A 22,577-nucleotide genomic window follows, 5' to 3' on the forward strand; every position below is an offset into this window, starting at 1 on the left:
TGTTGTCTTATTTAACTTCACAATTAATAGTATTCAGCAGACATAGTCACAACATCTTCGTACACCTCCTCATTAAAACTGAAGGAAAACTAATTAAAATCTGGTCCAAAAATTTTACCTTTCTACGCTATAGGATCCGCATAAGAAAGCATAGAATACAGTACCTCCTCTGCTACAACTAGCTTTATGTCTTAAATTAAAAAATCATAATATCGAATTTATATAATTATTTTCGTGAGTTCAAACCTCTTCAGGTTCATAAAAAAAAGAGACACCATATCAACCTTCTACGTGATATAGTGTCTCTTTTTTATCTCATTCAATTACTTCCCACCAAACATCTTCTCCAAAGACTTTGCATTGGCAAACAATACTTCTTTCAAGTTATCGTCAGCAACGATTTTATAGTCACCATCTTTGTCTTTCTTTAAGTTCAAGGTAACTTCGCGAGTTGCCATTGCTGCATCTTTATCCGTTAAGTTTTTGATGATAGTTGAGGTCATTGTTTTTTCGATCGCTTTTTCAGATTGTTCTTTGTCTTCGCTAAATGCGCTAGCGAAGGCCATTGGCATAACTTCTCCCACTGCTTTTGTTACAGCAACGGATAGATCAGCAGATGTAATTTTCACTTTCACTTCTGCTTTGTCATCCTTTTTCGATACTTCTTCTATCTTTTCAAATTTAAAGTTCTTTGTAATTGCACTTAGCATTGCTTTTGCCTCAGTATCATCTGTTTTTTCATTTAGTTTATTAAATTCTTTGTCACTCTCAACAAATGTACGAGCCTTTTCTACATCACCTTTTTGTATCGCTGTTAAAAATTCTTCTGTAGTATCTTTCGGATTTGCACACCCTGCTAAAACACCTGCTGTTAATCCTACTACCATCATTAATAGCAATAATCTCTTTATCTTTTGCACGCTCATTCTCCTCTTATCTTTTCTAGTAAGTCAGCATCATACAATATTATGAAACTGACATTACAAACATTTTTTAGTATAGCATTTATATGATTCGTTTTCTATTAATTCCCAAAAGATAAAGGGCCTTGCAGCATTCCTACAAGGTCCCTCTTCTATCAATCTGTATCCGTAGCACAAATGAACCACATTTTCTGTTCCCTACTATCTAACACCATCCAAGTAACATCCCACGCAACATCGTAAAACCAATCTGTCCAAGGGCGATAGCTTTCGAACACTTTAATATCTTCGTATCGATCTTGGAACATATATTGACATACATTGACTGCTAATTGTTTTGCGATAACTGGTCGTTCCTTAAACCCTTCATATGCTCCGCCCCACAAAATTTGCGCAGCAATGCTACCATCAAGCATAACTGCCAGCTGCTCTTTAAAACGAAACTTATATTTGTCTGATGTATGTATTTTTAACTCTTCTAAGTTATTGATTATGTCTAAAGAGTTGAAGATTCTTCTAAAGAAGTGCTCATGTCCATCTTTCGAATGTGGTATTTCTTTAAAAAAATTTTCGTTATGCACTTTAAAACAGCTTATTATTGCTCCACCAATTAAGTTTTGTTCCTTAAACGTGTTTATAAGTTGCTCAACAGATGAGTTATTCGTGTCTATTTTTTCAAACGTTCCCTCTTTCCATCTCATAACGCCCACTACTCTCTATTAAAAATTTGTTTCTTCATTATAAATAGCAAAATAAAAACCAGCAACTTTAAGGTTGCTGGCTTAGCTCTTATTCATATTCGAAAAAACAATAACAACTGCTCCAAACAAATAATGCCCTACTACCATCCACATACTCCAATCAAAAATCATAAGCAATAACCAAAGTGATATATTCATAGCAGCAAATAATAAATATAAAATCTCTCTTTTGTATCGCTCCTCTATTCATCAAAATGTAAACAGCACCGATAAGAGGAAAAAGACAAATATTTTTCTTAACACCCACGGATACGAAATTACTGTCTGCATATGAATCTCCTTTTCATCATAATACTTGCTTCAACATCGGCCTCACTACCCTATATTCATCACTATAAGCTTCCTTTATGATTAAAGGCGGGTAATCACTTTTTTCTTCCTCAATCATTGTGAATACTTCTGTTTTCTCTTGTAATGTATTAGATTCTTTATTTTTAGTAGGTTTTTTACTTGTTTTAATTTTCTTTGTTACTTCGCCAAGTTTTTGCCCAACTTCTTCTACTTTGGCAGGTTCATTCGTAACATAGTATTCTTGTTCGTCCCATACTAATATAGGTGGCACTTGTTCTCTTTTTTTACATATTATATAAGTAGTACTAGCTACAAGTAGTAGACAAGTTAATAAATAGAAGATAGTTTTTTTATTCATATACTACACTCCTTATCTATCATTTCATTGGATTATATAATACAAGTCATTTATAGTAAATGGATTTAGTGGTAATTTTTAGGTTGAACAATAAAGAAAAAACCTTACCGAAGTAAGGTTCCGTTTTTACATTCTATAGTGACCGACTTATTAAAACGATCATTACAATAATCGCTATAAACATAACAACTAAACAGCCGATCATTTTATAAAATCCTCGTTTCGTTAACGTCCCGCCTTGAACGTCTTTACGAATAAATAAGAATACTGCTAAAAATAATACAAGCCCAATGCCAAAAGCATACATCATTTGCATATGTTAATCTTCCTTTCTCTCTTCCATCTTAATATCTTTTTGCCAAAACAACAAATGAGATAAAGACGGTACTCATCGTAAGTGCCATAAGTATATTCAATAATATAGAAGAAACTTTTTTTCAATTTCAGCACGTCTATTTTGAAGCGAAACACGGAACACTGTAAATAACTGTTACTATATCTCCTCACTTCTTTTTTTAAAATTTAATATCTCCATATTTGTTTTATCCTTTTAAAATATTTCATTTATTTCTTTATTTCACGAAATACGTTATTTGTTTTACGGTGTTTTTCGTCATATTTATAGAAACTAACTGTTTATGGAGCATTTTTTATGTTTAGCAACTTTTTTTGTAGAAATCCTTCACTTTCCTTTCAATATTTAACACTATCTAAATAAAGTTTACGATAAATTCATAATTTTTTATTTTTTATACTATATTCCGTTATATTGTTGTATAATATCTATGAAAGCGCTTATTATTTCAATATACATAATTCAAACTAATTTTATCGAAACATTCTAACTATTATACCTATATTTAAATGCAACAATTATAGCTATTAGTATAGGCATACCAAATATATCCACCCCATTTTTCTGTAAAATTACTTTATAACATGAAAGATTAACTTGGGTGATAAGTTATTGTGAATGTTTTTTTACAAAACAGATAAGTAATAGTGTTTGGTATTATGTAAATTATTGTAATAACATAAGAGTAAAGAAAACATTTACATTGATTATTGATTCATTACTTATTGAAAAAGAGCAAAATGCACCTTTGTATGGAAAAGGATTATATGCATTGGGAGGTTTAAACAAATGACGAGGAAGAATACAACGACAAACCCTTGGGCCAAGTTCCACGGTCCGAACCTTGGTTATGTTATTGAGCAGTATGATCTTTACGTAACTGGAGCAGGTTCTGTTGATCCGGAATTACAAGAGCTTTTTGAAATTTTTGGAGCTCCTTCGTTTCAAGATGATGTCGTAACAGGGGACAACACAGCAACACATTTTTCTCCTCAAAACACAGGTAACATTGAAAAAATTCTTAAAGTCGTTCAACTTGTTGAGCAGATTCGTTCTTTCGGGCACACGTTGGCTCACATCAACCCGATGGAAGATGCTGCAAATGGACAATCTCTTCTTGAGAAAGCATTGAACGAACTGAGCGATGCTGACTTGAAAGCGATTCCAGCGAAAACAGTATGGCCAGATGCACCAGAAGGTATTCACACTGCACTTGATGTAATTCATAGATTAAAAGACGTTTATACAAAATCTTTAGCTTATGAATTTTCTCATATACAAGATAGTGAAGAACGCGCGTGGTTGCATCAAATGGTGGAATCAAATTCATTGCGTCAACCACTATCAAATAAAAAACGAACTGCTCTTTTAAAACGTTTAACAGCTGTTGAAGGTTTCGAGCAATTCTTGCATAAAACATTCGTTGGGCAAAAACGTTTCTCTATCGAGGGCGTTGATATGCTTGTACCTGTTTTAGATGAAATTGTTCTAGAAGGTGCTAAGAACGGCGTAGAGGATGTCATGATTGGTATGGCTCACCGCGGTCGCCTAAGCGTACTTGCTCACGTATTAGAAAAACCATATAGCCACATGTTTGCTGAGTTCAAACATGCAAAAATAGAAGGCGCAGTGGCTAATTCTGGCTGGACTGGCGATGTGAAATATCACCTAGGTAGAGAACAAGTCATTAGTAACGAAGAAGTTAGCACTCGCGTGACATTAGCAAATAACCCGAGTCATCTTGAGTTCGTGAATCCTGTAGTAGAAGGTTTCGCACGTGCTGCTCAAGAGAATCGTAAAAAATCTGGTCTTCCAGATCAAGATACTTCAAAATCATTCGTAATTTTAGTTCATGGTGATGCTGCATTCCCTGGTCAAGGTATTGTATCTGAGACACTCAACTTAAGCAGATTGAACGCGTATCAAACAGGCGGAACGATTCATGTTATCGCAAACAATGCAGTTGGTTTTACAACTGATAGCTATGATTCTCGTTCTACGAAATATTCTAGTGACCTTGCAAAAGGTTTCGATATTCCGATTGTTCACGTGAACGCTGATGATCCGGAAGCTTGTCTTGCAGCTGCTAATCTTGCGATTCAATATCGCATGTTGTTCAAAAAAGATTTCTTAATCGATTTAATTGGTTACCGCCGCTACGGTCATAACGAAATGGATGATCCAGCAGTTACGCAACCACAAGTGTACAAAAAAATTAAAAACCATCCAACTGTAAGGGCAATTTATGCAGATCAATTACAAGCTGCTGGTGTTCTAAATGCAGATGAGGTTGAAACAATTACACAGTTTACACAAGAGCAATTAAAATCCGACTATGCACAAGTACCACCAGCTGATACGAGCGACGCAACAATTCACGTTAAAGTACCAGATGTTGTTGCAAAAGGTATTCAGTCAATTGATACTGGTGTTGAGATTGACTCACTTCGTGCAATTAATGAAGGTCTACTATCTTGGCCGGAAGGATTTAACGTATATCCGAAAGTGAAGAAAATTCTTGAGCGCCGTAAAGATGCTCTTGAAGAGAACGGTAAAATTGAATGGGCACTTGCTGAATCGTTAGCATTCGCTTCTATTTTACAAGAAGGTACGCCAATTCGTTTAACTGGTCAAGATTCACAGCGTGGTACATTCGCACACCGTCATATCGTATTACACGATACTGATACAAATGAAACATATTCACCGTTACATCGCTTACCAAACATTAATGCATCGTTCTCTGTTCATAACAGTCCGTTATCAGAGGCTGCTGTTGTTGGTTACGAATATGGTTATAACGTATTCGCTCCAGAAACTCTCGTTATGTGGGAAGCGCAATATGGTGACTTCTCAAATACTGCGCAAGCATTATTTGATCAATATGTTTCAGCTGGAAGAGCAAAATGGGGTCAAAAATCTGGCTTAGTTCTTCTATTACCACACGGTTATGAAGGTCAAGGACCAGAGCACTCTAGTGCACGTCCAGAGCGTTTCTTACAGTTAGCTGCTGAGAATAACTGGACAGTTGCAAACTTAACGAGCGCGGCTCAATACTTCCATATCCTGCGTCGTCAAGCATCTATCTTAGGAACAGAAGCTGTTCGACCATTAGTATTGATGACGCCGAAGAGTTTATTACGTCACCCACTTACGCTTTCAACTGCTAGTCAGTTAAGCGAAGGACGTTTCCAACCTGCTTTAGAACAAGAAAACCTTGGCATGAAACCAAATAAAGTAAAGCGTCTTGTTTTAAGCACAGGTAAAATGGCGATTGACTTAGCAGCAGAAATCGAGTCGGGTAAACATGAGTACAACTTAGACGAAGTTCATATCGTTCGTATTGAGCAATTGTACCCATTCCCTGCTGAGAAAGTTCAATCTATTATTAAACGCTTTAAAAACTTAGAAGAAATCATTTGGGTTCAAGAAGAACCTCGTAATATGGGCGCATGGCATTACATGGCTCCAATTCTGTTCGAACTTGCTGGAGATAAAGTGAAAACAGGCTACATTGGACGTCCTGATCGCTCTAGTCCATCTGGCGGCGATCCATTCGCTCACAAAGCTGAGCAAGAGCTAATTGTTGCACATGCTTTAGATGTGAAGTATAACTTCCGTCAAGATAAACAAGAAATTGAAGTTTACAGCAACTAAAAAGTAACAATGAAGGTTTCTAGCTTGTTCCTTGGGCAGAATATCTGCCCAAGGCCAGGCTAACAAATGGAGATTACCGAAGACAAAAGAAGAAAAAACACACCGTTAGGCAAATAAGGGGAGGACATTTAAAATGATCGAAATTAAAGTACCTGAGCTTGCAGAATCTATTACTGAAGGAACTATTTCACAATGGCTTATCAACGTAGGCGACAAAGTTGAGAAAGGTGGCAGCGTTGTTGAGCTTGAAACTGATAAAGTCAATGTAGAAATCATTGCAGAAGATTCAGGTATTGTATCGAAGTTACTAGGCGAACCTGGGGATACAGTTGAAGTTGGCGCAACTATCGCAATTTTAGATGCTAATGGAGCACCAGTTGCAGTAAGTACACCTGCACCGGCTGCTGAGCAACCAAAACAAGAAACAGCTGCTGAAGCACCGAAAGCTGCGGCACCAAGTGCTGAGCAAACTGCAACACTACAAGGGTTACCAAATACAAACCGTCCTATCGCATCACCAGCTGCTAGAAAGATGGCTCGTGAATTAGGAATCGACTTAAACGACGTACGTAGTACAGATCCACTTGGACGCGTGAGACCACATGATGTACAAGCTCATGCTGCAGCACCAAAAGAAGCACCAGCTGCTCCAAAGAGTCCAGCTCCTGCTCCAGTTGCAAAAACGGAATTTGAAAAACCAGTTGAGCGCGTGAAAATGTCCCGCCGCCGTCAAACAATTGCAAAACGTCTTGTAGAAGTTCAACAAACATCTGCAATGTTAACAACATTTAACGAAGTTGATATGAGTGCGATCATGGAATTACGTAAAGAACGCAAAGATGCTTTCGAGAAAAAACATGATGTACGTCTTGGCTTCATGTCATTCTTCACAAAAGCAGTTGTTGCAGCATTAAAACAATTCCCATTATTAAATGCTGAAATTCAAGGTGACGAGCTTATCATTAAAAAATTCTATGATATCGGTATTGCAGTAGCAGCTCCAGATGGATTAGTTGTTCCAGTTGTACGCGATGCTAACCAATTAAACTTCGCTGAAATCGAAAGCGAAATTCGTGAATTAGGTAAAAAAGCACGCGATAACAAACTTTCATTAAAAGAACTACAAGGTGGTACATTTACAATTACAAACGGTGGTGTATTCGGTTCTCTAATGTCAACACCGATCCTAAATAGCCCTCAAGTTGGTATTTTAGGAATGCATAAAATCCAAGTACGCCCAGTTGCAATTGATAACGAGCGTATGGAAAACCGCCCAATGATGTACATTGCTTTATCTTACGATCACCGTATTGTTGATGGTAAAGAAGCAGTTAGCTTCCTTGTTGCTGTTAAAGATATGCTTGAAGATCCAAAGTCATTATTATTAGAAGGTTGATAGATTAAAAATCTATTAAAGGCTGTAGAATGAATCATTCTACAGCCTTTTTTTATTGTGTTCATACGGGACAAATTTCATGACATAAAGTAATAATGTATGCCTAAACGTAAGGAGGATTAAAATGAATAACCTTCCAATTCATGCAAAACTTAAAGTAAATAAGGATACTTTCTTCCTCCCCGATTCAAACGGGGGTGTCTATTTTCGAAATAACGCCAGTTCATTTCGCATGGACGGTGATGGAATTTATGACTGGATTGAAAAATTAATGCCAATGTTTAACGGAAATTATTCTTTAGCAGAAATAACCGATGGCCTCCCTCTCCCCTATCAAAATCGGGTATTTGAAATTGGAGAGATTTTATATGAAAATGGTTTCGTTCGCGATGCAAATCAAGATGCACCTCATGAATTAAACAGTACATTACTCGACAGATATGCTTCGCAAATTGAATTTTTAGAAGCCGATTCTCATTCAGGTGCTTTAAAATTTGAAACGTACCGCGGAGCAAATGTCCTTGTACTTGGTTCTGGGGATATGCTCACTTCCTTAGTTTCTTCTTTATTAGAATCTGGTTTACCTACATTTCATTACCTCGTTACAGATCGAGATAAAACAAACTATGACAGAATACATGAGCTAATAGAACGTGCATATGAAGTTGATAACAGTGTACTCCTTCAAGAAATCGATACTACAATTGACCGTCCCTTACATGAAGTATTCGAACCTTTTGATTGGATTTTATATGTTTCTCAAAATGGAGACATTGACGGTTTAAAAACAGTTCACACTATTTGTAGAGAAACGAAAAAGAATTTTATACCAGCTATTTGTTTATCAACACTCGGTATAGCTGGACCTGTCGTAACGGAAAATCGTGATGAATGCTGGGAATCCGCATGGCATCGGCTACATGAAACGACTTTGCAAAATGAAAATTCATCGGATTCCTTCTCACCAATTACATCTGCCATGTTAGCAAATGTAATCGTTTTTGAATTATTTAAGCATGTCGCAGATGATTCTTATCGGGAAAAAGAAGCACAATTCTTTTTATTAAACTATGAAACACTTGAAGGAACGTGGCATTCTTTTATAAAACATCCTCTTGCAACTGATGAAAGTTTTACAATTGATACGATAGAAAATCTTTCTGAAAAACTTGAGCATCGGTATGGCCAACATACTTCAACTGATATATTCCGCTTTTTCGAATCATTAACTTCTAAAGAAGCCGGTATATTCCATGTATGGGATGAACAAGATTCATATCAATTACCGTTATCACAGTGCTATATTCAAGTAGCCACTCCACTATCAGATGGCCCAGCTCCCCTTCTGCCTCTTATGACTTGCAGTGGATTGACTCATAATGAAGCACGCCGAGAAGCCGGTTTAACAGGAATTGAAACATATGTAGCAGAAATCATTCACCGCCTTATTCCTGAACATAACGATATCGGTATCGGTGCTGGAGAAACGATGACAGAAGGATTTTACCGGGCACTACAACAACATTTAAACAATAAACTGTATGAGCGGCAGTCACATATGCTAGAAGAACTTACAACGATTGATTTAACTGATATTCACGATAAACATTGTAGATTTTATTACGATGCTCTTGCTACAATTCATGAAACACCTAAAATTGCAATGAGTGAAGAGATTCTCAGTTTTCCAGTCATTTGGGTTGGTGTAAATGATAGATGGTACGGTGCATCTAATATTAATATGACGTTAGCCTTACGGAACGCACTACAACTATCACTGCTCCACATTCAAAGTGAAGAGACTCCTTACAGAGCTAATATCTTGCCTGAATCATCTATTATTTTATATGACACGGATTCTTTTAGAGTGGAAATACAAGCGGAAGAAGAAATTCCAAGCGCACAATCTTTACAGCTTGCCTTACAGCATTTAGAAGAACATAATTTTTATCCCTTCGTGTTTGATTTAGCAATCGAATCATTTTTGAAAGAAAACTTAGACGGTGTGTATGGGGTATTAATTGCAAAGGAGGACGGTCTATGACTCAAAATATATTGCTTATAGGAGATGGCCTTCTTGCAGACTATGTACATGATCAATTATGCAAACAATATTCCATCATTCGTCAGCATACCCTTCCAGAAGTACTTCCTGAAAATATTCATCTCGCTCTCGTATTACATGACGGATCTCCTTCTACTATTCATCATGACGCTGAGCTAATTTTTCGGTCAAATCATATTCCATGGCTACGTGGTTTTACTTCATTTGGCGAAGGTATTATCGGTCCTTACATTCATCCTCTTACGCCCGGATGTTCCCATTGTTCTGATGGACGCCGTTTTATCGCTGGCTTTGACCAAAAAGAAATGTGGGAACTACAGCGGAAATATGCCTTTAAAGCAGATGATGTAACGAGGCGTGATGTACGTGCCACCCAAAATGGAATGTTACAAATGTGCCATCTTATTTGCGCAGAAACAGAAAAAATATTAACTCATAACCATTCTTCTTTAGAAAATGAACTTATTTTACTAAACTTACAAACATTACAATGTACGCGGCATTCTTTTCTTCCAGATCCTCTCTGTCCTGTATGTAGTAATTTACCTAATGATACTGCGGATGCGGCGGAAATTTCTTTACAACCGAGTTTAAAAGTAAGCACCGAAACGTATCGCTGCCGTTCCATTCATGAATTAAACACATTTTTAACGAGAGACTATTTAGATTATCGGGTCGGTATGTTGAACGGCAAAATGCAGCATTCATTATTACCATTCGCTGACGTCATTATAAACATGCCATTAATGTTCGGAAATGAAGGTGTTGCAGGCCGAACTCATTCATTTGCAGTGAGTGAAGCAACTGCTATTTTAGAAGGTTTAGAACGATATTGCGGGATGTCGCCTCGCGGGAAAAAGACAAATGTGCATGGTAGTTTTCATGATTTAGAAGAACACGCACTAAATCCCCTCTCGCTCGGTGTACATACAAATGAACATTACAATCGTGATAATTTTCCATTTAAACCGTTTGATCCTGATTATGAGCAAAACTGGGTATGGGGATATTCTTTATCACAAAACAGACCGCTTTTAGTTCCTGAATCAATTGCTTATTATAGCCTCGGTCATCGAGACGCTTTCGTGTATGAAACATCAAATGGATGTGCAATTGGCGGTAGTTTAGAAGAAGCGATTTTTCACGGCATTTTAGAAATTGTAGAGCGTGATGCCTTCTTACTCACTTGGTATGCCGAATTACCTCTTCCCCGCCTTGATCTTAATTCAGCAAATGATACAGAATTACAATTAATGATCCAGCGGTTACGTACGATTACCGGATATGAATTACACGCTTTTAACGCGACGATGGAACACGGCATCCCGAGCTTATGGGTAATTGCAAAAAATACGCGTGAAAATGGAATGAACGTTGTTTGTGCGGGAGGCGCTCATTTAGATCCTATTCGAGCTTTAAAAAGTGCCATTCAAGAAATAGCAGGCATGTTACTTATAACAGACGATGAGCTCGAGCACAAAAGAGAATACTACGAAAAATGCTTACAAGATCCTTATTTCGTTAATAAAATGGAAGACCATAGTATGCTGTACGGATTGAAAGAAACGGAAGAACGTCTTCACTTCCTTTTACGAGAAGATGCACCGGTGCAAACGTTCCAAGAAATGAATGTATCACAATCATTTGATATGGATTTAACATCCGATCTCCACCAACTTTTAAATCGTTTGCATCAATCTGACCTTGAAGTAATCGTTGTAGATCAAACCGTTCCCCTTATAGAGAAGAACGGACTACACTGTGTAAAAGTTATTATTCCAGGTATGTTACCAATGACGTTCGGACACCATCTTACTCGGGTTACAGGACTGGAACGGGTATATACCGTACCGATGACACTTGGATATACAGACGAACCTTTAACAAATGAAAGATTAAATCCACATCCGCACCCGTTTCCATAGTAAAGGAGGGATTTCATGCAGCTAGATACTTTTTTACATCATCTCCATTTCTCTATCGATGAAATTATGCCGAATCATGAGGTGGACTGGAAAGACGCACCGCTTCCTTATAAATTATATCGAAATGTACCTACCATCCCGCTCTCCTTAGAAATCCCGTTATCTTTATCGAACTCTTCTACTACACCTACTCTAAATGAGATTGGTCACTACCTTTGGTATTCATTTGGTGTAACACAATTATGTCAGCTAAATAGCGAGAGAAATGTATTACGTAGATCCATTCCTTCAGGCGGTGCTTTATATCCGAATGAATTATATATCTATTTAAAGATTGACGATTATCCAGACGGCATTTACCATTATGACGCCGCGCATCACCGGCTTATTTTACTTCGCGAAGGAAATTTCGATTCTTATTTAGCAGACGCACTCGGTAATCGCTGTAATATACAGGATTGTTTCGGTGCCGCATTCGTATCCACTATGTTTTGGAAAAACTTCTTTAAATACAATAACTTTTCATATCGCCTTCAAGGATTAGATAGCGGGGTTCTCATTGGACAATTACTTGAATGTGCCAAACAGTTCGGTTATACGAACGGCGTATACTTTCAATTTCTAGACCGTGCACTGAACCATTTACTCGGATTGTCAGAAGGTGAAGAAAGTGTGTATGCCGTTATTCCTTTAAGTACAGAGCCAGAAACTAATTGGTTTCACAATGATTACCATGAAAATAAAACAGTTACTTCTCATGAGTTGTTGCAACAAATTCCGCCGCTCGCACATGAACATTTCGTTCGCTCAAAACATGTAGATAAATATCCGATGATAACAAAAATAAATGAAGCTTCTATGATCGAATCGACAGCACACTTCCAAACACTAGCTCATGAAGAGCACTATCAATATCATGAGCATGCTGTAAAACTGCCGAAAGTAGAGCGTTTATCTTATGATTTCTTACAACTTTGCAGAAAACGGTATTCCCCTGATGCTGACTTTACTTTAACGAAATGGGATGCAGCCGAGCTCGCTACTTTACTACAAGAAGCGAGCCTCTCCCTCCCTTATTCCAACGACCTTGATGGTAAGTATATAAATGAAAATGCGCGCGTCTCATTATATGGATGTTTCTATAATGTAAAAGATATAAAAAACGGCGCTTACACTTATAACAGTAAAACGCATTCCATACAACCACTTCGATATGGGGACCTTCGTTATCCTCTTCAATCTAGTATGACGATGGATAACGTAAACCTTTTTCAAGTATCACTTTGCCTACATGTAGTTGGAAAGAAAGATTATTATACAAATGCATTAGGCTATAGAGGGTATCGTATTCATCAAATGGAAGCAGGTATACTTGTTCATAAACTCGTTTTTGCAGCGACCGCGATGGGGATGGGCGGGCATCCTTTACTTAGTTTTGATACAAATTCATGTGATCAATTGTACGGAATAGATGCTGGGAATGAAACATCTCTTATTCAAGTTCCAGTTGGGGCATATCGGGCGCGGAATTGGTTAAAAGGGGCTTTGCATAATTAGAAGCACGCCGGTAGACGGCGTGCTTTTTTACTAGATTAACTTAAAAATACTCTTAATTTGTCTAGCAAATAACCAATTTTTCGTACCGTAGTTATCATTTAAACTATCTAAATTGATAGATTGTCCGTTAGCAAACTTTAATTCTAACGTAGTATTTTTGTCATTTGTTTTTAAGTTACTATTTGTAATGGCATCATACTTTAATTTTTCAATCTCAACATATTCGTCTTTTTCTTGTCCAATCACGACATGGTCTTGGAAGAAGAAAAATACTTCTACTTTTTTACCGAAACAAAATACATTTTTCGTATAAATTAATGTCGCGTTATCAAGTCCGACACATACTTCTTTCATTTCTTCCACAACGTGTCCAAAGTCTTCTTCATGTCTTGCATTTGATTCAGCAATCCATTCTTCGATTGTTTTCATGTTAATTGCCATACTGCGCCCCCAGGTTCGTTCATTGCTTCGTTTAAAAAATAAATACTATATGAAAATATAAGCGATACGTAATATGTTTTCAAGGGGAAACGGTATATTCAAAATAAAGTGAAACTTTATTTACTCCCTCATTGTAAAAAAAATAGCACTTTAAAAAGTGCTATTCCGCTCTCCTTGCCGCTTGCTGAATTGGATCCCAAACGCTGTTATATGGTGGGGCATAACTTAAGTCGACATCTTCTAAATCATGAATGCTCATTTTATTGAAGAGTGCCATTGCGATTACATCAATCCGTTTATCTACACCTTCTTCTCCAATTACTTGTCCGCCTAATAATTGTTTCGTGTCGGAACGGTATAGTAATTTCAAGTAAAGTGGTTTCGCATTTGGATAATAGCCCGCCATATTAGTCGAATCTACTTTGACTGTTTTATACGGGATGTGTAGCCCTTTCGCTTCTTTTTCATTTAATCCTGTTCTTGCAAGCGTCAAATCCATAAATTTAATAATGCCTGTACCTAACGTACCTTTAAATGCTCTTCGTTTATCAAGCATATTCAGTCCAGCAAGTCGCCCTTGTTTATTGGCAGTCGTTCCGAGCGGGATATGATCATGAATTTCCTTTATAACGTGGTAATGTGTTGCGCAATCACCAGCTGCATATACGTCTTGCACATTCGTTTGCATATATGCATTTACTTCAATTGCCCCTTTATGATTCTTACGTATATTTGTTCCTTCAAGAAAATCAGTATTTGGCTTCACCCCGACAGATACTAAAACAAGATCTGCTTTATACGTACCTTTATCCGTTTCAATTGCTTCTACTCGTTCATTCCCTTTAAACGCTTTTACATTTTCATTCGTTAAAATTTCAATATGATGTTTATCTGCTTCTTTATGTATGTACTCTGCCATATCTGCATCATAAATCGTACCGATATGATCATTTCGCTCAATCATTCTTACTTTCTTACCAAGTTCGACGAATGTTTCTGCCATCTCAAGTCCGATTGCGCCACCGCCAATAATCGTTACATCTTCAACTTTATTCGTTTCTAGCGTTTTTAATATGCGCTCAGCATCAGGAATTGTTTTTAAAAGATGAACGCCTTGTAATTCCCGTCCTTCCCATTCTGGCATAACAGGACGCACTCCAGTCGCAATTAATAATCGATCGTACGGAAATTCAAAGACATCTTTCGTCTTCGTATGCTCTGCGTACACCATTTTCTTTTCCGTATCTACTTTCGTTACTTCATGACGCACTTTCGCATCAATTCCATATTTCTCACGAAACGTCTTTACGTTACGCGCGATTAACTTTTCAGTTGAAGCGATAGCACCACTAATGACATACGGTAATCCACACTGAGCGTATGAATAAATTTCACCTTTTTCTAAAGTTACAACATTTGCATTTTCATCGTTTCTAACAATTTGCATCGCTGCACTCATACCAGCTGCATCTCCGCCAATAATGACATAGTTCACTTTACCACTCCTTCTTTTTTACATACTCTTTACGTTTTCCATATTTTATAGAAATAACACCTACTTCCATTGTAAAGAAAGAGAATTTCATCTTCAAATTTTGTGCACAAACCTATGCTTGAATAGGTAACTGTCGTGTCTTATAAACAATATGTTTAATATGCTATAACAGTAACAATTGAAAGTAGGTGAAACATACATGTGCGCCGGCCTTCTCGCTCAAACTCCAGAGGAACCGAAAGAACCAAAACCCGCCTTGTCGCTTGATCAAGAATTCTCTATTAACGCAACCATCTATAGTGCTCGTGCTTGGTTATCTAATGATGAGACTTTCCCACAAACGATTTGGAAAGGCTCTCGCTTCGCTTCAGCATCACACGCTGGCAAGTCCATCTTACCAATCGGCACTGTAAAAATTTTGAACTTATCTGATGATACAATAACAGTTACTGCATCATCAGAATCAGATGATAATCTCAAAATAGTCGTACCCCCTCATTCTGAAGGTGTTTTAACATCTAATGGTTTATCTGATGTGCAAGCAAGTACATCAGGAGGAGCAAGTAAAGTCACATTTCTCTTTCATATCTTTTTCTCAAGGGATCCTGGTTCAGATAAAAAACCATAAAAAGGTACAGTTATGCACTGTACCTTTTTTCCTGTGTTCTATTCTCTTGATTTGATTAGTTCAATATTATAAGTTTCGATATCTGTTAACTTTCCTTTAAAATAAGGATTTTCTCTATACCAAGACTGTTTTGCAAAATACGCTTGCATATCTTTCGTTTGAAAAATATGTCCATGCCTTGCATATATTTCATTTCTAGCAATTTTCAACTGCTCTTTCGATAAATATGTTAAATCTGCACTCGTTAATTTTCGAATATCACTATCAGGAAAGATGAAACCATTATATACATGCCCAATCGCGGGCGTTGGAGTAACATTATAAACAACTGTTTTTTCTGTACTTTTCTTTTGGAATGGAAGATTATAAGACGAAAGTGTCGTTATCGTCTCTACTTGTGTCGTTTCTCGTCCGCTTTCTCCATTTCGTTCTAAATAAATCGTCGCACTTCCATCAGTCGCTACAGGCCCCCATGTAATTTCTTCTCCTGCCAGCGCTGTAACCGGTTTTTGATTTACGTACAATGTTGCACCAGGCGCGTTCGTTTGAACTGTAATATATTGACCTTGCAACGTTAAATCTATCGTTACGTTATATTGGCTTTGTTTCATAAGTACAACCTTTTCCTCACGAGATAATTTTACATAGTCATTTTTATAATCTGATTGAAACACTTGATTTCCCGGAAGAAATGGCCCATATTGCTTCTCAAACTTTTTGTCATCTGTCTTATCAATTTCTTTTCCATTCATTTTTAACGATACGCCTTTTTCATTTGTAAGCAAAGTTGTATAGTACGTCTTCGCTTTCAATTTATATCGATCAAATATAAAGAAATACTTTCCGTCTTTCGTTAATGAAAAATCAACTCTTTCTATCCCGTCCCGTTGTTTTTCACCTTGTCTCAAATATCCTTTTAATTCATTTACGTAAGATGGATTTTCTTTTATATATGAAAATAGAGGCGTTAAACTCTCTCTCGTTATCATAACCGATGGATCATCTGCCGTAACGATCTCAGCTAATTTCTCTCCATCCCTCTCTTGTAAAATCGTAATCATCCGGTCTACTTGTGCCACCTGCGTATAATACGATGCTCCGTACAAATACAAGCCAATAATCACTATAACAAATAGTGCTAACAGTGTAATGCCAACTTTTGTACCGCCGCTCATGTTCTTCTTTACTACAGGACGTCCCCTCTTCGACCCGCAGTTTTGACAAAATTGCACACCATCTTCAAACTGAGCTCCGCACTTTGTACATACATTCATTCAGTCAACCACCTTTTCATTAGAAGCCAGTTATTCCCTTTGTTAAGGCTTGAATTATCGTACTAATGTAAGACCAAAGTACAATGAACGTTGCAATTCCAATTAAAACATTTGCAATAATAAGTGTGTAAACGAGATCTAATCCGCCATTGTCTAGCTTTAATACGGCTACAGTTATACTAATCCCTATATAAGTTGCAGCTACGGATAATAATATAGGTAAGAAAAAGATTAATAAGAAACTAAAAAGAAAAGAAAGGACTAATATGACAATAGTCGGCGTCGCTATCGTTCCCCATATACCAAATACTTCAAGAAACGAAAAAGACGATTTCATCATCTTACCACTTACAAAAATAATAAATCCGACAAATAAAGTTAAAATTAATAAAAAGAAAAAGACCGTTATAGATTCTCCAAAAAACGTGGGAGTAGATATATCTGGTGCAAATGTTCTCGTAACTGCTGATGCGGCACTCATCATTCTATAAAAAATACATGCTCCTAAAAAACAAATAAGAACAAGACTTACAATTCCATTTCGCACTTCAATAGCGCCGCTTTTCATAATCGCTGTGGGTGCTTGTAATGCATGTTTAAAAAATTGAAAATAGCCGCTCGCGAACCGCTTCGCTTGCTCTACCGTTTCATTTGGCCGAGCTTCCTTTGCTTGTGCCGCACGTACTTGTTCCGGCCCTTCTTCTTGGCCACTACTTGCCACTACTTCTTCCGTTAACGAATGTCCACAATTCCCGCAAAACTTTGCCTCCGCTGCATTTTCTGTATGACATGACGGACATTTCATTCTCTTATCCCTCCTTAAGCATATACCTTATAGGGTGTTACAAGTTCAATATATGACTTTGGACATAAAACATGACTACAAGAAAAAGATTCTGAAATCCTTCTTCCGAAAGAAAATATATGTGCTAGTAATCTTGAAAAAAAATGCTATTATGAAACAGAATAAATAATATTTTTAACAGATTGGATGACTGGCAATGGAATTGGTAAACTCAATTTTTCAAATACTCCTTACAAGCGTAATCCAATTATTATCTTTAATTGGCGTTATCATTGTAATTGGATTTCTATTAGGCTATTTAGAATCTCTCACACGGATGTATTGGTCGAGAGCTTTCGGAAGAAAAGGATTCCTATTAACGGCTTGGATCGGTGTTCCGATTCACGAACTTGGACATGCCATTATGTGCGTACTGTTCCGTCATAAAATTGTGGCGACTCAGTTCTTCCCGACAGATACAAGCCAAGGCGCTTTAGGCTACGTACAACATCAATACAATCAAAAAAGTGTGTATCAACGGATTGGGAATTTCTTCATCGGCATTGGGCCTATTATTTCTGGTATTACTGCACTAATCCTTTTAATGCGCTATTTCGTACCAGAATCATATTTTTTATTTAATACAACTCTCGAAAAAACGATTGCTTCTACTTCTATTAATATAGAAATGATCCAAAACATGCTCTTGTCGACGTTTGTATTATTGAAAAGCTTATTTACAATAAGTAATTTATTGAATCCTTCCTTTTGGCTATTTTTATTTATCGCCATTTGTATTTCTGCACATATCGCTTTAAGTAAACCAGATATTAAAGGATCAATAGACGGTGTGATCGTCATGTTTATCGTATTATTTTTATTCAACATAATCGCAGGACTATTTCAATACGACAGTAACCAGCTAATTGGACAGGTTATGAAATATAATATGTATCTCATTGCGTTTTCTAGTGTAGCACTGCTGTTCTCTTGCCTTTCTACACTTGTTAGTTTTGGGTTTTATAAAATAAGAGGAGGGCGTTCTTTTTGAACGCCCTCTTCTTATTAATTATTCCTCTTATAATCACAATGTTCAACCGGAACACGAGCATGCCCTTCTTCATCGGTACACCATGACTGTGATTGGAATGCAAGAAAGATACCAATCCATTCTTCTTCCTTTTCAAAGTGAATGAGTATCCCTCCATCTTGCCATATTCCATCATCACCTTGCCATTTTTCTACATTCCCTTGGTTCATATGAATATCATGTATACCGTTTCCTGGTTTGAAATGAAAATAGGAATCTGGTGTATTTTCTTCTGGTCCCCATCTTTCGCCAAACGCGTAAATAATTGCTTTTTCTTCTATCGCTCGCTTTATATAACGTTCTATTTTTTCATTTAAATCATTATCTGCTCCTGCTTTTTCGGGAGGTAAAGGAATCATTTGATTTGAGTCAAATAGATTTCCTCTTATATAATCTAAAGCTACTTTCGGTTCATTGTTTTTTATTTCTGTAAAACCGAATGGTAATGTCGGTAAAATATGAATCGCCTCTGACTTAATATTGTTACTCGCAAAATATAAAACTTCTGATGGATAACTTTGTGACTTTACGTTAATTGCAATACGATAATCTACTCCTGTCTCGCCCTGTAAATGAACTTGATAATGAGGTGTTTTCCCTTTTCCAATCTTTGATTGTATAACTGTACCTTTTAACACACCGTAGTTTTTTAGGGGCATACATTTCATCTCCTATTCATTTAGTAGAAGCTATTCATATTTAAATCATTATCCATTCATAAAAAAAAATCCTCCTATGTTAAGAGGATTTTTAATTTCTCAACATATACCAAACAATAACCTCTACCACTACAAGTAAAACCGCACCAAAGATCATTAACGTCGTCTTCTTTAATAGTTCATTTTCACGGTAAGGGATATTACATAAGTAAGCACCTAATGTAATCCGTGATGGACAAGCGATTGTCGCTACTGATGATGCAGTGTTTTGAAGGGTTGTGACATATTGCCACGGGAGTGCTACGTTTTGTGCGGTTTGCATTTGGAGTTTTATAAACATTGCATTTGATCCTGCGTTACTACCTGTTAAAAATCCACCAATAGCGCCAATAAACGGAGCAACGAAAACGAAAAAGGTTCCAAATGTATCACCAGCTGTCTTTGCGAGTAATGAATGCATGCCTGATGCACCCATGAGTTCTGAAATGGCGATAAACATTGTCGTCGTAATCGCAAAAGGAATCCATTGTTTGATCGTTTGTGAGAGTGATTGTTTAATAATATTAGACGGGATGCGGAAGAAAATAATAGTAAATAAGCAAGTCATACCGAGCCAAAATCCTGGTGAATACAGCATTTCTAATTTGTAAGAGTATGATTTCAAATCAAGGACTGCATATAATCTGAACAAGTCATGTAATGCAGGAACGAGGCGAGAAAGTAAAATACAAACTGTTAGAAATATATAAGGGCTAATAATTTTTATAATGGATACTTCTCTCTCCGTTGCAGCCGCATGTTCTGTTATAAGATTTTGCCCACTTTTTCCTTTTAATTTAATGATAAGAAAGCCAAATGTAATCGTAACGATAGAACTTAATATCCCTGCTAGTTCAACACTTACGTACGCATTAGAAAGGTAGATTCCGAGAGAAAATAATAGAAAGAATCCTACTCCTTCTTTCCACTTTTCTATAACCGCTCGCCAGCCGCCAACAACGTGTAAAGAAAGAATAACGAAGTAAGCAAACATCGGAATACTTAATAGCGCTGTATTTGTGCCAAGTGTTGTAAGAGGCATATTTATTAGCTGCGAACCGATAATCGTACCAGTTGCCATTGCGCCCCATGAACTAGCTAGTAAGCCGATGAATGAGAGTAGTACAGCTTGAAATGGTTTATATCCTAGTGAAAGAAAAATAGGTGCTGCAACCATGAAGCCGATACCGAATCCACTTACTGATTCAATAAGCGGGCAAATGCCAAAACACATAAGCAGCATTTGTAATAAGCGATCTTGCGTCACTGCTTCTAGAAAACGTGCCACTTGATCGATGTACCCCATTTTGTTCATGAGGTGAAATAAAAAAATACCGAAAAATAAAACGTACCCGACAATAAAACAAATTAACCATCCTTTAATCGTTGCGTGTACAGTTTCACTTATCCCTAATTGAAACGTTGGCGAGAGTAAAACGATTCCAACACATACAGCATAAGAAATTAACGAAGACCTTAATGACGTTTGTTTAAATAAAAATAAACAAATGAAAATCATCATAATTGGGATAAGTGCCAACAATATGGCCATGTTATCATCTCATTTCGTTTAAAATACAATTTTTAACTATTATATAACAGATGCTATAATTTTCAATTGTTTTTAAAACAGATTCAAAAAAGGAACCAAACGGCTCCTTTTCATTCACTCCCATTTTCTATTATCCTGAAAAACTGTCTGCTTTCCGACTATTTCTTTCAACACAACAAACACAATGTAAGTACATATTGCTTGCAATATAATATTCCAAAATTTCATTAATGTAAATGAATGAATCCGTAGAAATAGTTCGTTTAATAATACAATCGAAACGATACTAAATAATTCTATACTAATCGAAAATAGACATATTTCTAAAATAGACTGTTCTTGAATGCGATTTAAGTTGGAAAAGATGAATACATACCCTAAAAATAGAGCCATTAATTCTATTTTCGTCATGCTAATGAGCCAAGCGTATAATGGTACAGTTAAAAATAGATATAGTAATTTACGTCTTAGCATGCCTTCTCCCCCTCTGAATTATATGTATTTTCTGTATATTTTAACACTTATTACGCAAAACAAAAAGAAGAGACTATGCCTCTTCTTTTTGTTTTGTTGCATATATTAATTCACATATTTCTTCTCGCTTTTCATTTTCTAAAAGCTCAATGACCTTACTTCCAACGACAACTCCGTCGCATATTGTAACCATTTCTTCTACATGTTCTTTTGTTGAGATGCCGAATCCAGCGACTACTGGTAAGTTGACGTGTGATTTTACTTTTTCTAAGTAACTATGAATCTCCTCTTTAAAGTTTTGACGTACTCCCGTTACGCCCGCTACTGTAACAGCATAAACGAACCCTTCTGATTCACTCGTAATTTTTTCAATTCTTTCAATAGGACTCGTTACGGTAACCAGTGGGATGAGCGCAATGTTTACCTCTCGAAGTAACGGCGCAATAATATTTTGTTCTTCATACGGTAAGTCTGGAACGATGATGCCGTCTACACCTGCTTCTATACAGTTCTCAATGAATCTCTCTTTTCCGAATGCAAGTACCGGATTTAAATATGTCATAAGAACAAAAGGCATTTGTACTTCTTTCCTTACCTCTGCTAACGCTTGAAAAATGCCTTTTAATGTTACGCCGCTATCTAGCGCTCGTTTCCCTGCTCTTTGAATCGTTGGGCCATCTGCGACTGGATCTGAAAACGGAATACCAATTTCAACGATGCTTGCTCCAGCCTCATCTAGAAAACGAATTCTTTCTTTTAATTTTTCAAGGCCACCATCTCCGCCCATTACGTACGGAATAAATGCTTTCTTGCCATTTTCAAACGCTGCTTTAATTTTTTCTACTCCCATTTT

At 36.8% G+C, this 22,577-nt stretch carries 19 protein-coding genes and 2 pseudogenes; 7 read left to right on the top strand and 14 right to left on the bottom strand.

Annotated features, from left to right (window positions below; genetic code table 11):
- Positions 1-323: 323 nt before the first annotated feature.
- From BLT20_RS01515 to BLT20_RS31265, 6 genes and pseudogenes are all read right to left on the bottom strand, one after another.
- Complete coding sequence (locus BLT20_RS01515) at positions 324-920, bottom strand: DUF4878 domain-containing protein (RefSeq protein WP_001169499.1); 597 nt, start codon at positions 918-920, stop codon at positions 324-326.
- A gap of 158 nt (positions 921-1,078) precedes the next feature.
- Positions 1,079-1,624 (bottom strand): hypothetical protein, encoded by a 546-nt coding sequence (locus tag BLT20_RS01520; protein WP_001267334.1) that lies wholly within the window; start codon positions 1,622-1,624, stop codon positions 1,079-1,081.
- 81 nt (positions 1,625-1,705) lie between these two features.
- Positions 1,706-1,954 (bottom strand): annotated as a pseudogene (locus tag BLT20_RS30870) (hypothetical protein).
- Positions 1,955-1,970: 16 nt separating this feature from the next.
- Positions 1,971-2,333, bottom strand: coding sequence for a hypothetical protein (locus tag BLT20_RS01525; protein ID WP_001036580.1), 363 nt, complete (start codon positions 2,331-2,333; stop codon positions 1,971-1,973).
- Positions 2,334-2,466: 133 nt separating this feature from the next.
- A complete protein-coding gene (locus BLT20_RS01530) occupies positions 2,467-2,649 on the bottom strand; it encodes a DUF3976 domain-containing protein (RefSeq protein ID WP_001178303.1) in 183 nt (60 codons plus the stop codon).
- Between the two features lie 28 nt (positions 2,650-2,677).
- Positions 2,678-2,752: pseudogene (locus BLT20_RS31265) on the bottom strand (permease); the annotation flags it as partial.
- A 725-nt stretch (positions 2,753-3,477) separates the two neighbouring features.
- Here BLT20_RS31265 and odhA point away from each other — a divergent pair.
- The 5 genes from odhA (at position 3,478) to BLT20_RS01555 (ending at position 13,288) form a co-directional block, all read left to right on the top strand.
- A complete protein-coding gene (gene odhA, locus BLT20_RS01535) occupies positions 3,478-6,345 on the top strand; it encodes a 2-oxoglutarate dehydrogenase E1 component (RefSeq protein WP_073339324.1) in 2,868 nt (955 codons plus the stop codon).
- 133 nt (positions 6,346-6,478) lie between these two features.
- Complete coding sequence (odhB, locus tag BLT20_RS01540) at positions 6,479-7,741, top strand: 2-oxoglutarate dehydrogenase complex dihydrolipoyllysine-residue succinyltransferase (protein ID WP_000569891.1); 1,263 nt, start codon at positions 6,479-6,481, stop codon at positions 7,739-7,741.
- 124 nt (positions 7,742-7,865) lie between these two features.
- Complete coding sequence (locus BLT20_RS01545) at positions 7,866-9,785, top strand: putative thiazole-containing bacteriocin maturation protein (protein WP_001061564.1); 1,920 nt, start codon at positions 7,866-7,868, stop codon at positions 9,783-9,785.
- A complete protein-coding gene (locus BLT20_RS01550; RefSeq protein WP_000192982.1) occupies positions 9,782-11,731 on the top strand; it encodes a TOMM precursor leader peptide-binding protein in 1,950 nt (649 codons plus the stop codon). The genes BLT20_RS01545 and BLT20_RS01550 overlap by 4 nt, the downstream gene beginning before the upstream one ends.
- Before the next feature lie 15 nt (positions 11,732-11,746).
- Positions 11,747-13,288 carry a SagB family peptide dehydrogenase gene (locus tag BLT20_RS01555; RefSeq protein ID WP_061685117.1) on the top strand — a complete coding sequence of 514 codons (1,542 nt, stop codon included), beginning with the start codon at positions 11,747-11,749 and terminating at the stop codon, positions 13,286-13,288.
- A 30-nt stretch (positions 13,289-13,318) separates the two neighbouring features.
- Here BLT20_RS01555 and BLT20_RS01560 read toward each other — a convergent pair whose 3' ends face one another.
- Positions 13,319-13,729: a DUF3908 family protein gene (locus tag BLT20_RS01560; protein WP_000996782.1), complete on the bottom strand. Its 411-nt coding sequence runs from the start codon at positions 13,727-13,729 to the stop codon at positions 13,319-13,321.
- Positions 13,730-13,889: 160 nt separating this feature from the next.
- Positions 13,890-15,224: a CoA-disulfide reductase gene (locus BLT20_RS01565; RefSeq protein WP_001110229.1), complete on the bottom strand. Its 1,335-nt coding sequence runs from the start codon at positions 15,222-15,224 to the stop codon at positions 13,890-13,892.
- Positions 15,225-15,423: 199 nt separating this feature from the next.
- Here BLT20_RS01565 and BLT20_RS01575 point away from each other — a divergent pair, with 199 nt between their 5' ends.
- Positions 15,424-15,852, top strand: coding sequence for a hypothetical protein (locus BLT20_RS01575; RefSeq protein WP_000332414.1), 429 nt, complete (start codon positions 15,424-15,426; stop codon positions 15,850-15,852).
- A gap of 38 nt (positions 15,853-15,890) precedes the next feature.
- On the opposite strand, the gene BLT20_RS01580 is transcribed toward BLT20_RS01575, so the two are convergent.
- Both BLT20_RS01580 and BLT20_RS01585 read right to left on the bottom strand, forming a co-directional pair.
- On the bottom strand, positions 15,891-17,126 hold the full coding sequence (locus BLT20_RS01580) for a TcaA 3rd/4th domain-containing protein (RefSeq protein WP_001099908.1): 1,236 nt from the start codon (positions 17,124-17,126) through the stop codon (positions 15,891-15,893).
- 19 nt (positions 17,127-17,145) lie between these two features.
- The gene (locus BLT20_RS01585; protein ID WP_000650098.1) at positions 17,146-17,931 is read right to left on the bottom strand and encodes a zinc ribbon domain-containing protein; all 786 of its coding nucleotides are present in this window, start codon (positions 17,929-17,931) and stop codon (positions 17,146-17,148) included.
- Between the two features lie 196 nt (positions 17,932-18,127).
- Between BLT20_RS01585 and BLT20_RS01590 the strand changes: the two genes are divergently transcribed.
- Positions 18,128-18,961 (top strand): hypothetical protein, encoded by an 834-nt coding sequence (locus BLT20_RS01590; protein WP_000424527.1) that lies wholly within the window; start codon positions 18,128-18,130, stop codon positions 18,959-18,961.
- 14 nt (positions 18,962-18,975) lie between these two features.
- On the opposite strand, the gene BLT20_RS01595 is transcribed toward BLT20_RS01590, so the two are convergent.
- The 4 genes from BLT20_RS01595 to trpA form a co-directional block, all read right to left on the bottom strand.
- Positions 18,976-19,659, bottom strand: coding sequence for a DUF2278 family protein (locus tag BLT20_RS01595; protein ID WP_001128604.1), 684 nt, complete (start codon positions 19,657-19,659; stop codon positions 18,976-18,978).
- A gap of 91 nt (positions 19,660-19,750) precedes the next feature.
- The gene (locus BLT20_RS01600) at positions 19,751-21,250 is read right to left on the bottom strand and encodes an L-lactate permease (protein ID WP_000996220.1); all 1,500 of its coding nucleotides are present in this window, start codon (positions 21,248-21,250) and stop codon (positions 19,751-19,753) included.
- A gap of 114 nt (positions 21,251-21,364) precedes the next feature.
- Positions 21,365-21,724: a DUF4029 domain-containing protein gene (locus tag BLT20_RS01605; protein ID WP_000946131.1), complete on the bottom strand. Its 360-nt coding sequence runs from the start codon at positions 21,722-21,724 to the stop codon at positions 21,365-21,367.
- 73 nt (positions 21,725-21,797) lie between these two features.
- The gene (trpA, locus tag BLT20_RS01610; protein ID WP_000537825.1) at positions 21,798-22,574 is read right to left on the bottom strand and encodes a tryptophan synthase subunit alpha; all 777 of its coding nucleotides are present in this window, start codon (positions 22,572-22,574) and stop codon (positions 21,798-21,800) included.
- Positions 22,575-22,577 lie beyond the last annotated feature (3 nt).

It is taken from the genome of Bacillus sp. cl96, assembly GCF_900100505.1.
GTDB lineage: Bacteria > Bacillota > Bacilli > Bacillales > Bacillaceae_G > Bacillus_A > Bacillus_A cereus.

What these genes read in the sequence shown, in the direction of transcription:
- BLT20_RS01520 (WP_001267334.1), bottom strand. Translation starts at nt 1,624, where the DNA reads ATGAGATGGAAAGAGGGAACGTTTGAAAAAATAGACACGAATAACTCA.
- BLT20_RS01525 (WP_001036580.1), bottom strand. Translation starts at nt 2,333, where the DNA reads ATGAATAAAAAAACTATCTTCTATTTATTAACTTGTCTACTACTTGTA.
- BLT20_RS01530 (WP_001178303.1), bottom strand. Translation starts at nt 2,649, where the DNA reads ATGCAAATGATGTATGCTTTTGGCATTGGGCTTGTATTATTTTTAGCA.
- odhA (WP_073339324.1), top strand. Translation starts at nt 3,478, where the DNA reads ATGACGAGGAAGAATACAACGACAAACCCTTGGGCCAAGTTCCACGGT.
- odhB (WP_000569891.1), top strand. Translation starts at nt 6,479, where the DNA reads ATGATCGAAATTAAAGTACCTGAGCTTGCAGAATCTATTACTGAAGGA.
- BLT20_RS01545 (WP_001061564.1), top strand. Translation starts at nt 7,866, where the DNA reads ATGAATAACCTTCCAATTCATGCAAAACTTAAAGTAAATAAGGATACT.
- BLT20_RS01550 (WP_000192982.1), top strand. Translation starts at nt 9,782, where the DNA reads ATGACTCAAAATATATTGCTTATAGGAGATGGCCTTCTTGCAGACTAT.
- BLT20_RS01555 (WP_061685117.1), top strand. Translation starts at nt 11,747, where the DNA reads ATGCAGCTAGATACTTTTTTACATCATCTCCATTTCTCTATCGATGAA.
- BLT20_RS01560 (WP_000996782.1), bottom strand. Translation starts at nt 13,729, where the DNA reads ATGGCAATTAACATGAAAACAATCGAAGAATGGATTGCTGAATCAAAT.
- BLT20_RS01575 (WP_000332414.1), top strand. Translation starts at nt 15,424, where the DNA reads ATGTGCGCCGGCCTTCTCGCTCAAACTCCAGAGGAACCGAAAGAACCA.
- BLT20_RS01580 (WP_001099908.1), bottom strand. Translation starts at nt 17,126, where the DNA reads ATGAATGTATGTACAAAGTGCGGAGCTCAGTTTGAAGATGGTGTGCAA.
- BLT20_RS01585 (WP_000650098.1), bottom strand. Translation starts at nt 17,931, where the DNA reads ATGAAATGTCCGTCATGTCATACAGAAAATGCAGCGGAGGCAAAGTTT.
- BLT20_RS01590 (WP_000424527.1), top strand. Translation starts at nt 18,128, where the DNA reads ATGGAATTGGTAAACTCAATTTTTCAAATACTCCTTACAAGCGTAATC.
- BLT20_RS01595 (WP_001128604.1), bottom strand. Translation starts at nt 19,659, where the DNA reads ATGCCCCTAAAAAACTACGGTGTGTTAAAAGGTACAGTTATACAATCA.
- BLT20_RS01600 (WP_000996220.1), bottom strand. Translation starts at nt 21,250, where the DNA reads ATGGCCATATTGTTGGCACTTATCCCAATTATGATGATTTTCATTTGT.
- BLT20_RS01605 (WP_000946131.1), bottom strand. Translation starts at nt 21,724, where the DNA reads ATGCTAAGACGTAAATTACTATATCTATTTTTAACTGTACCATTATAC.
- trpA (WP_000537825.1), bottom strand. Translation starts at nt 22,574, where the DNA reads ATGGGAGTAGAAAAAATTAAAGCAGCGTTTGAAAATGGCAAGAAAGCA.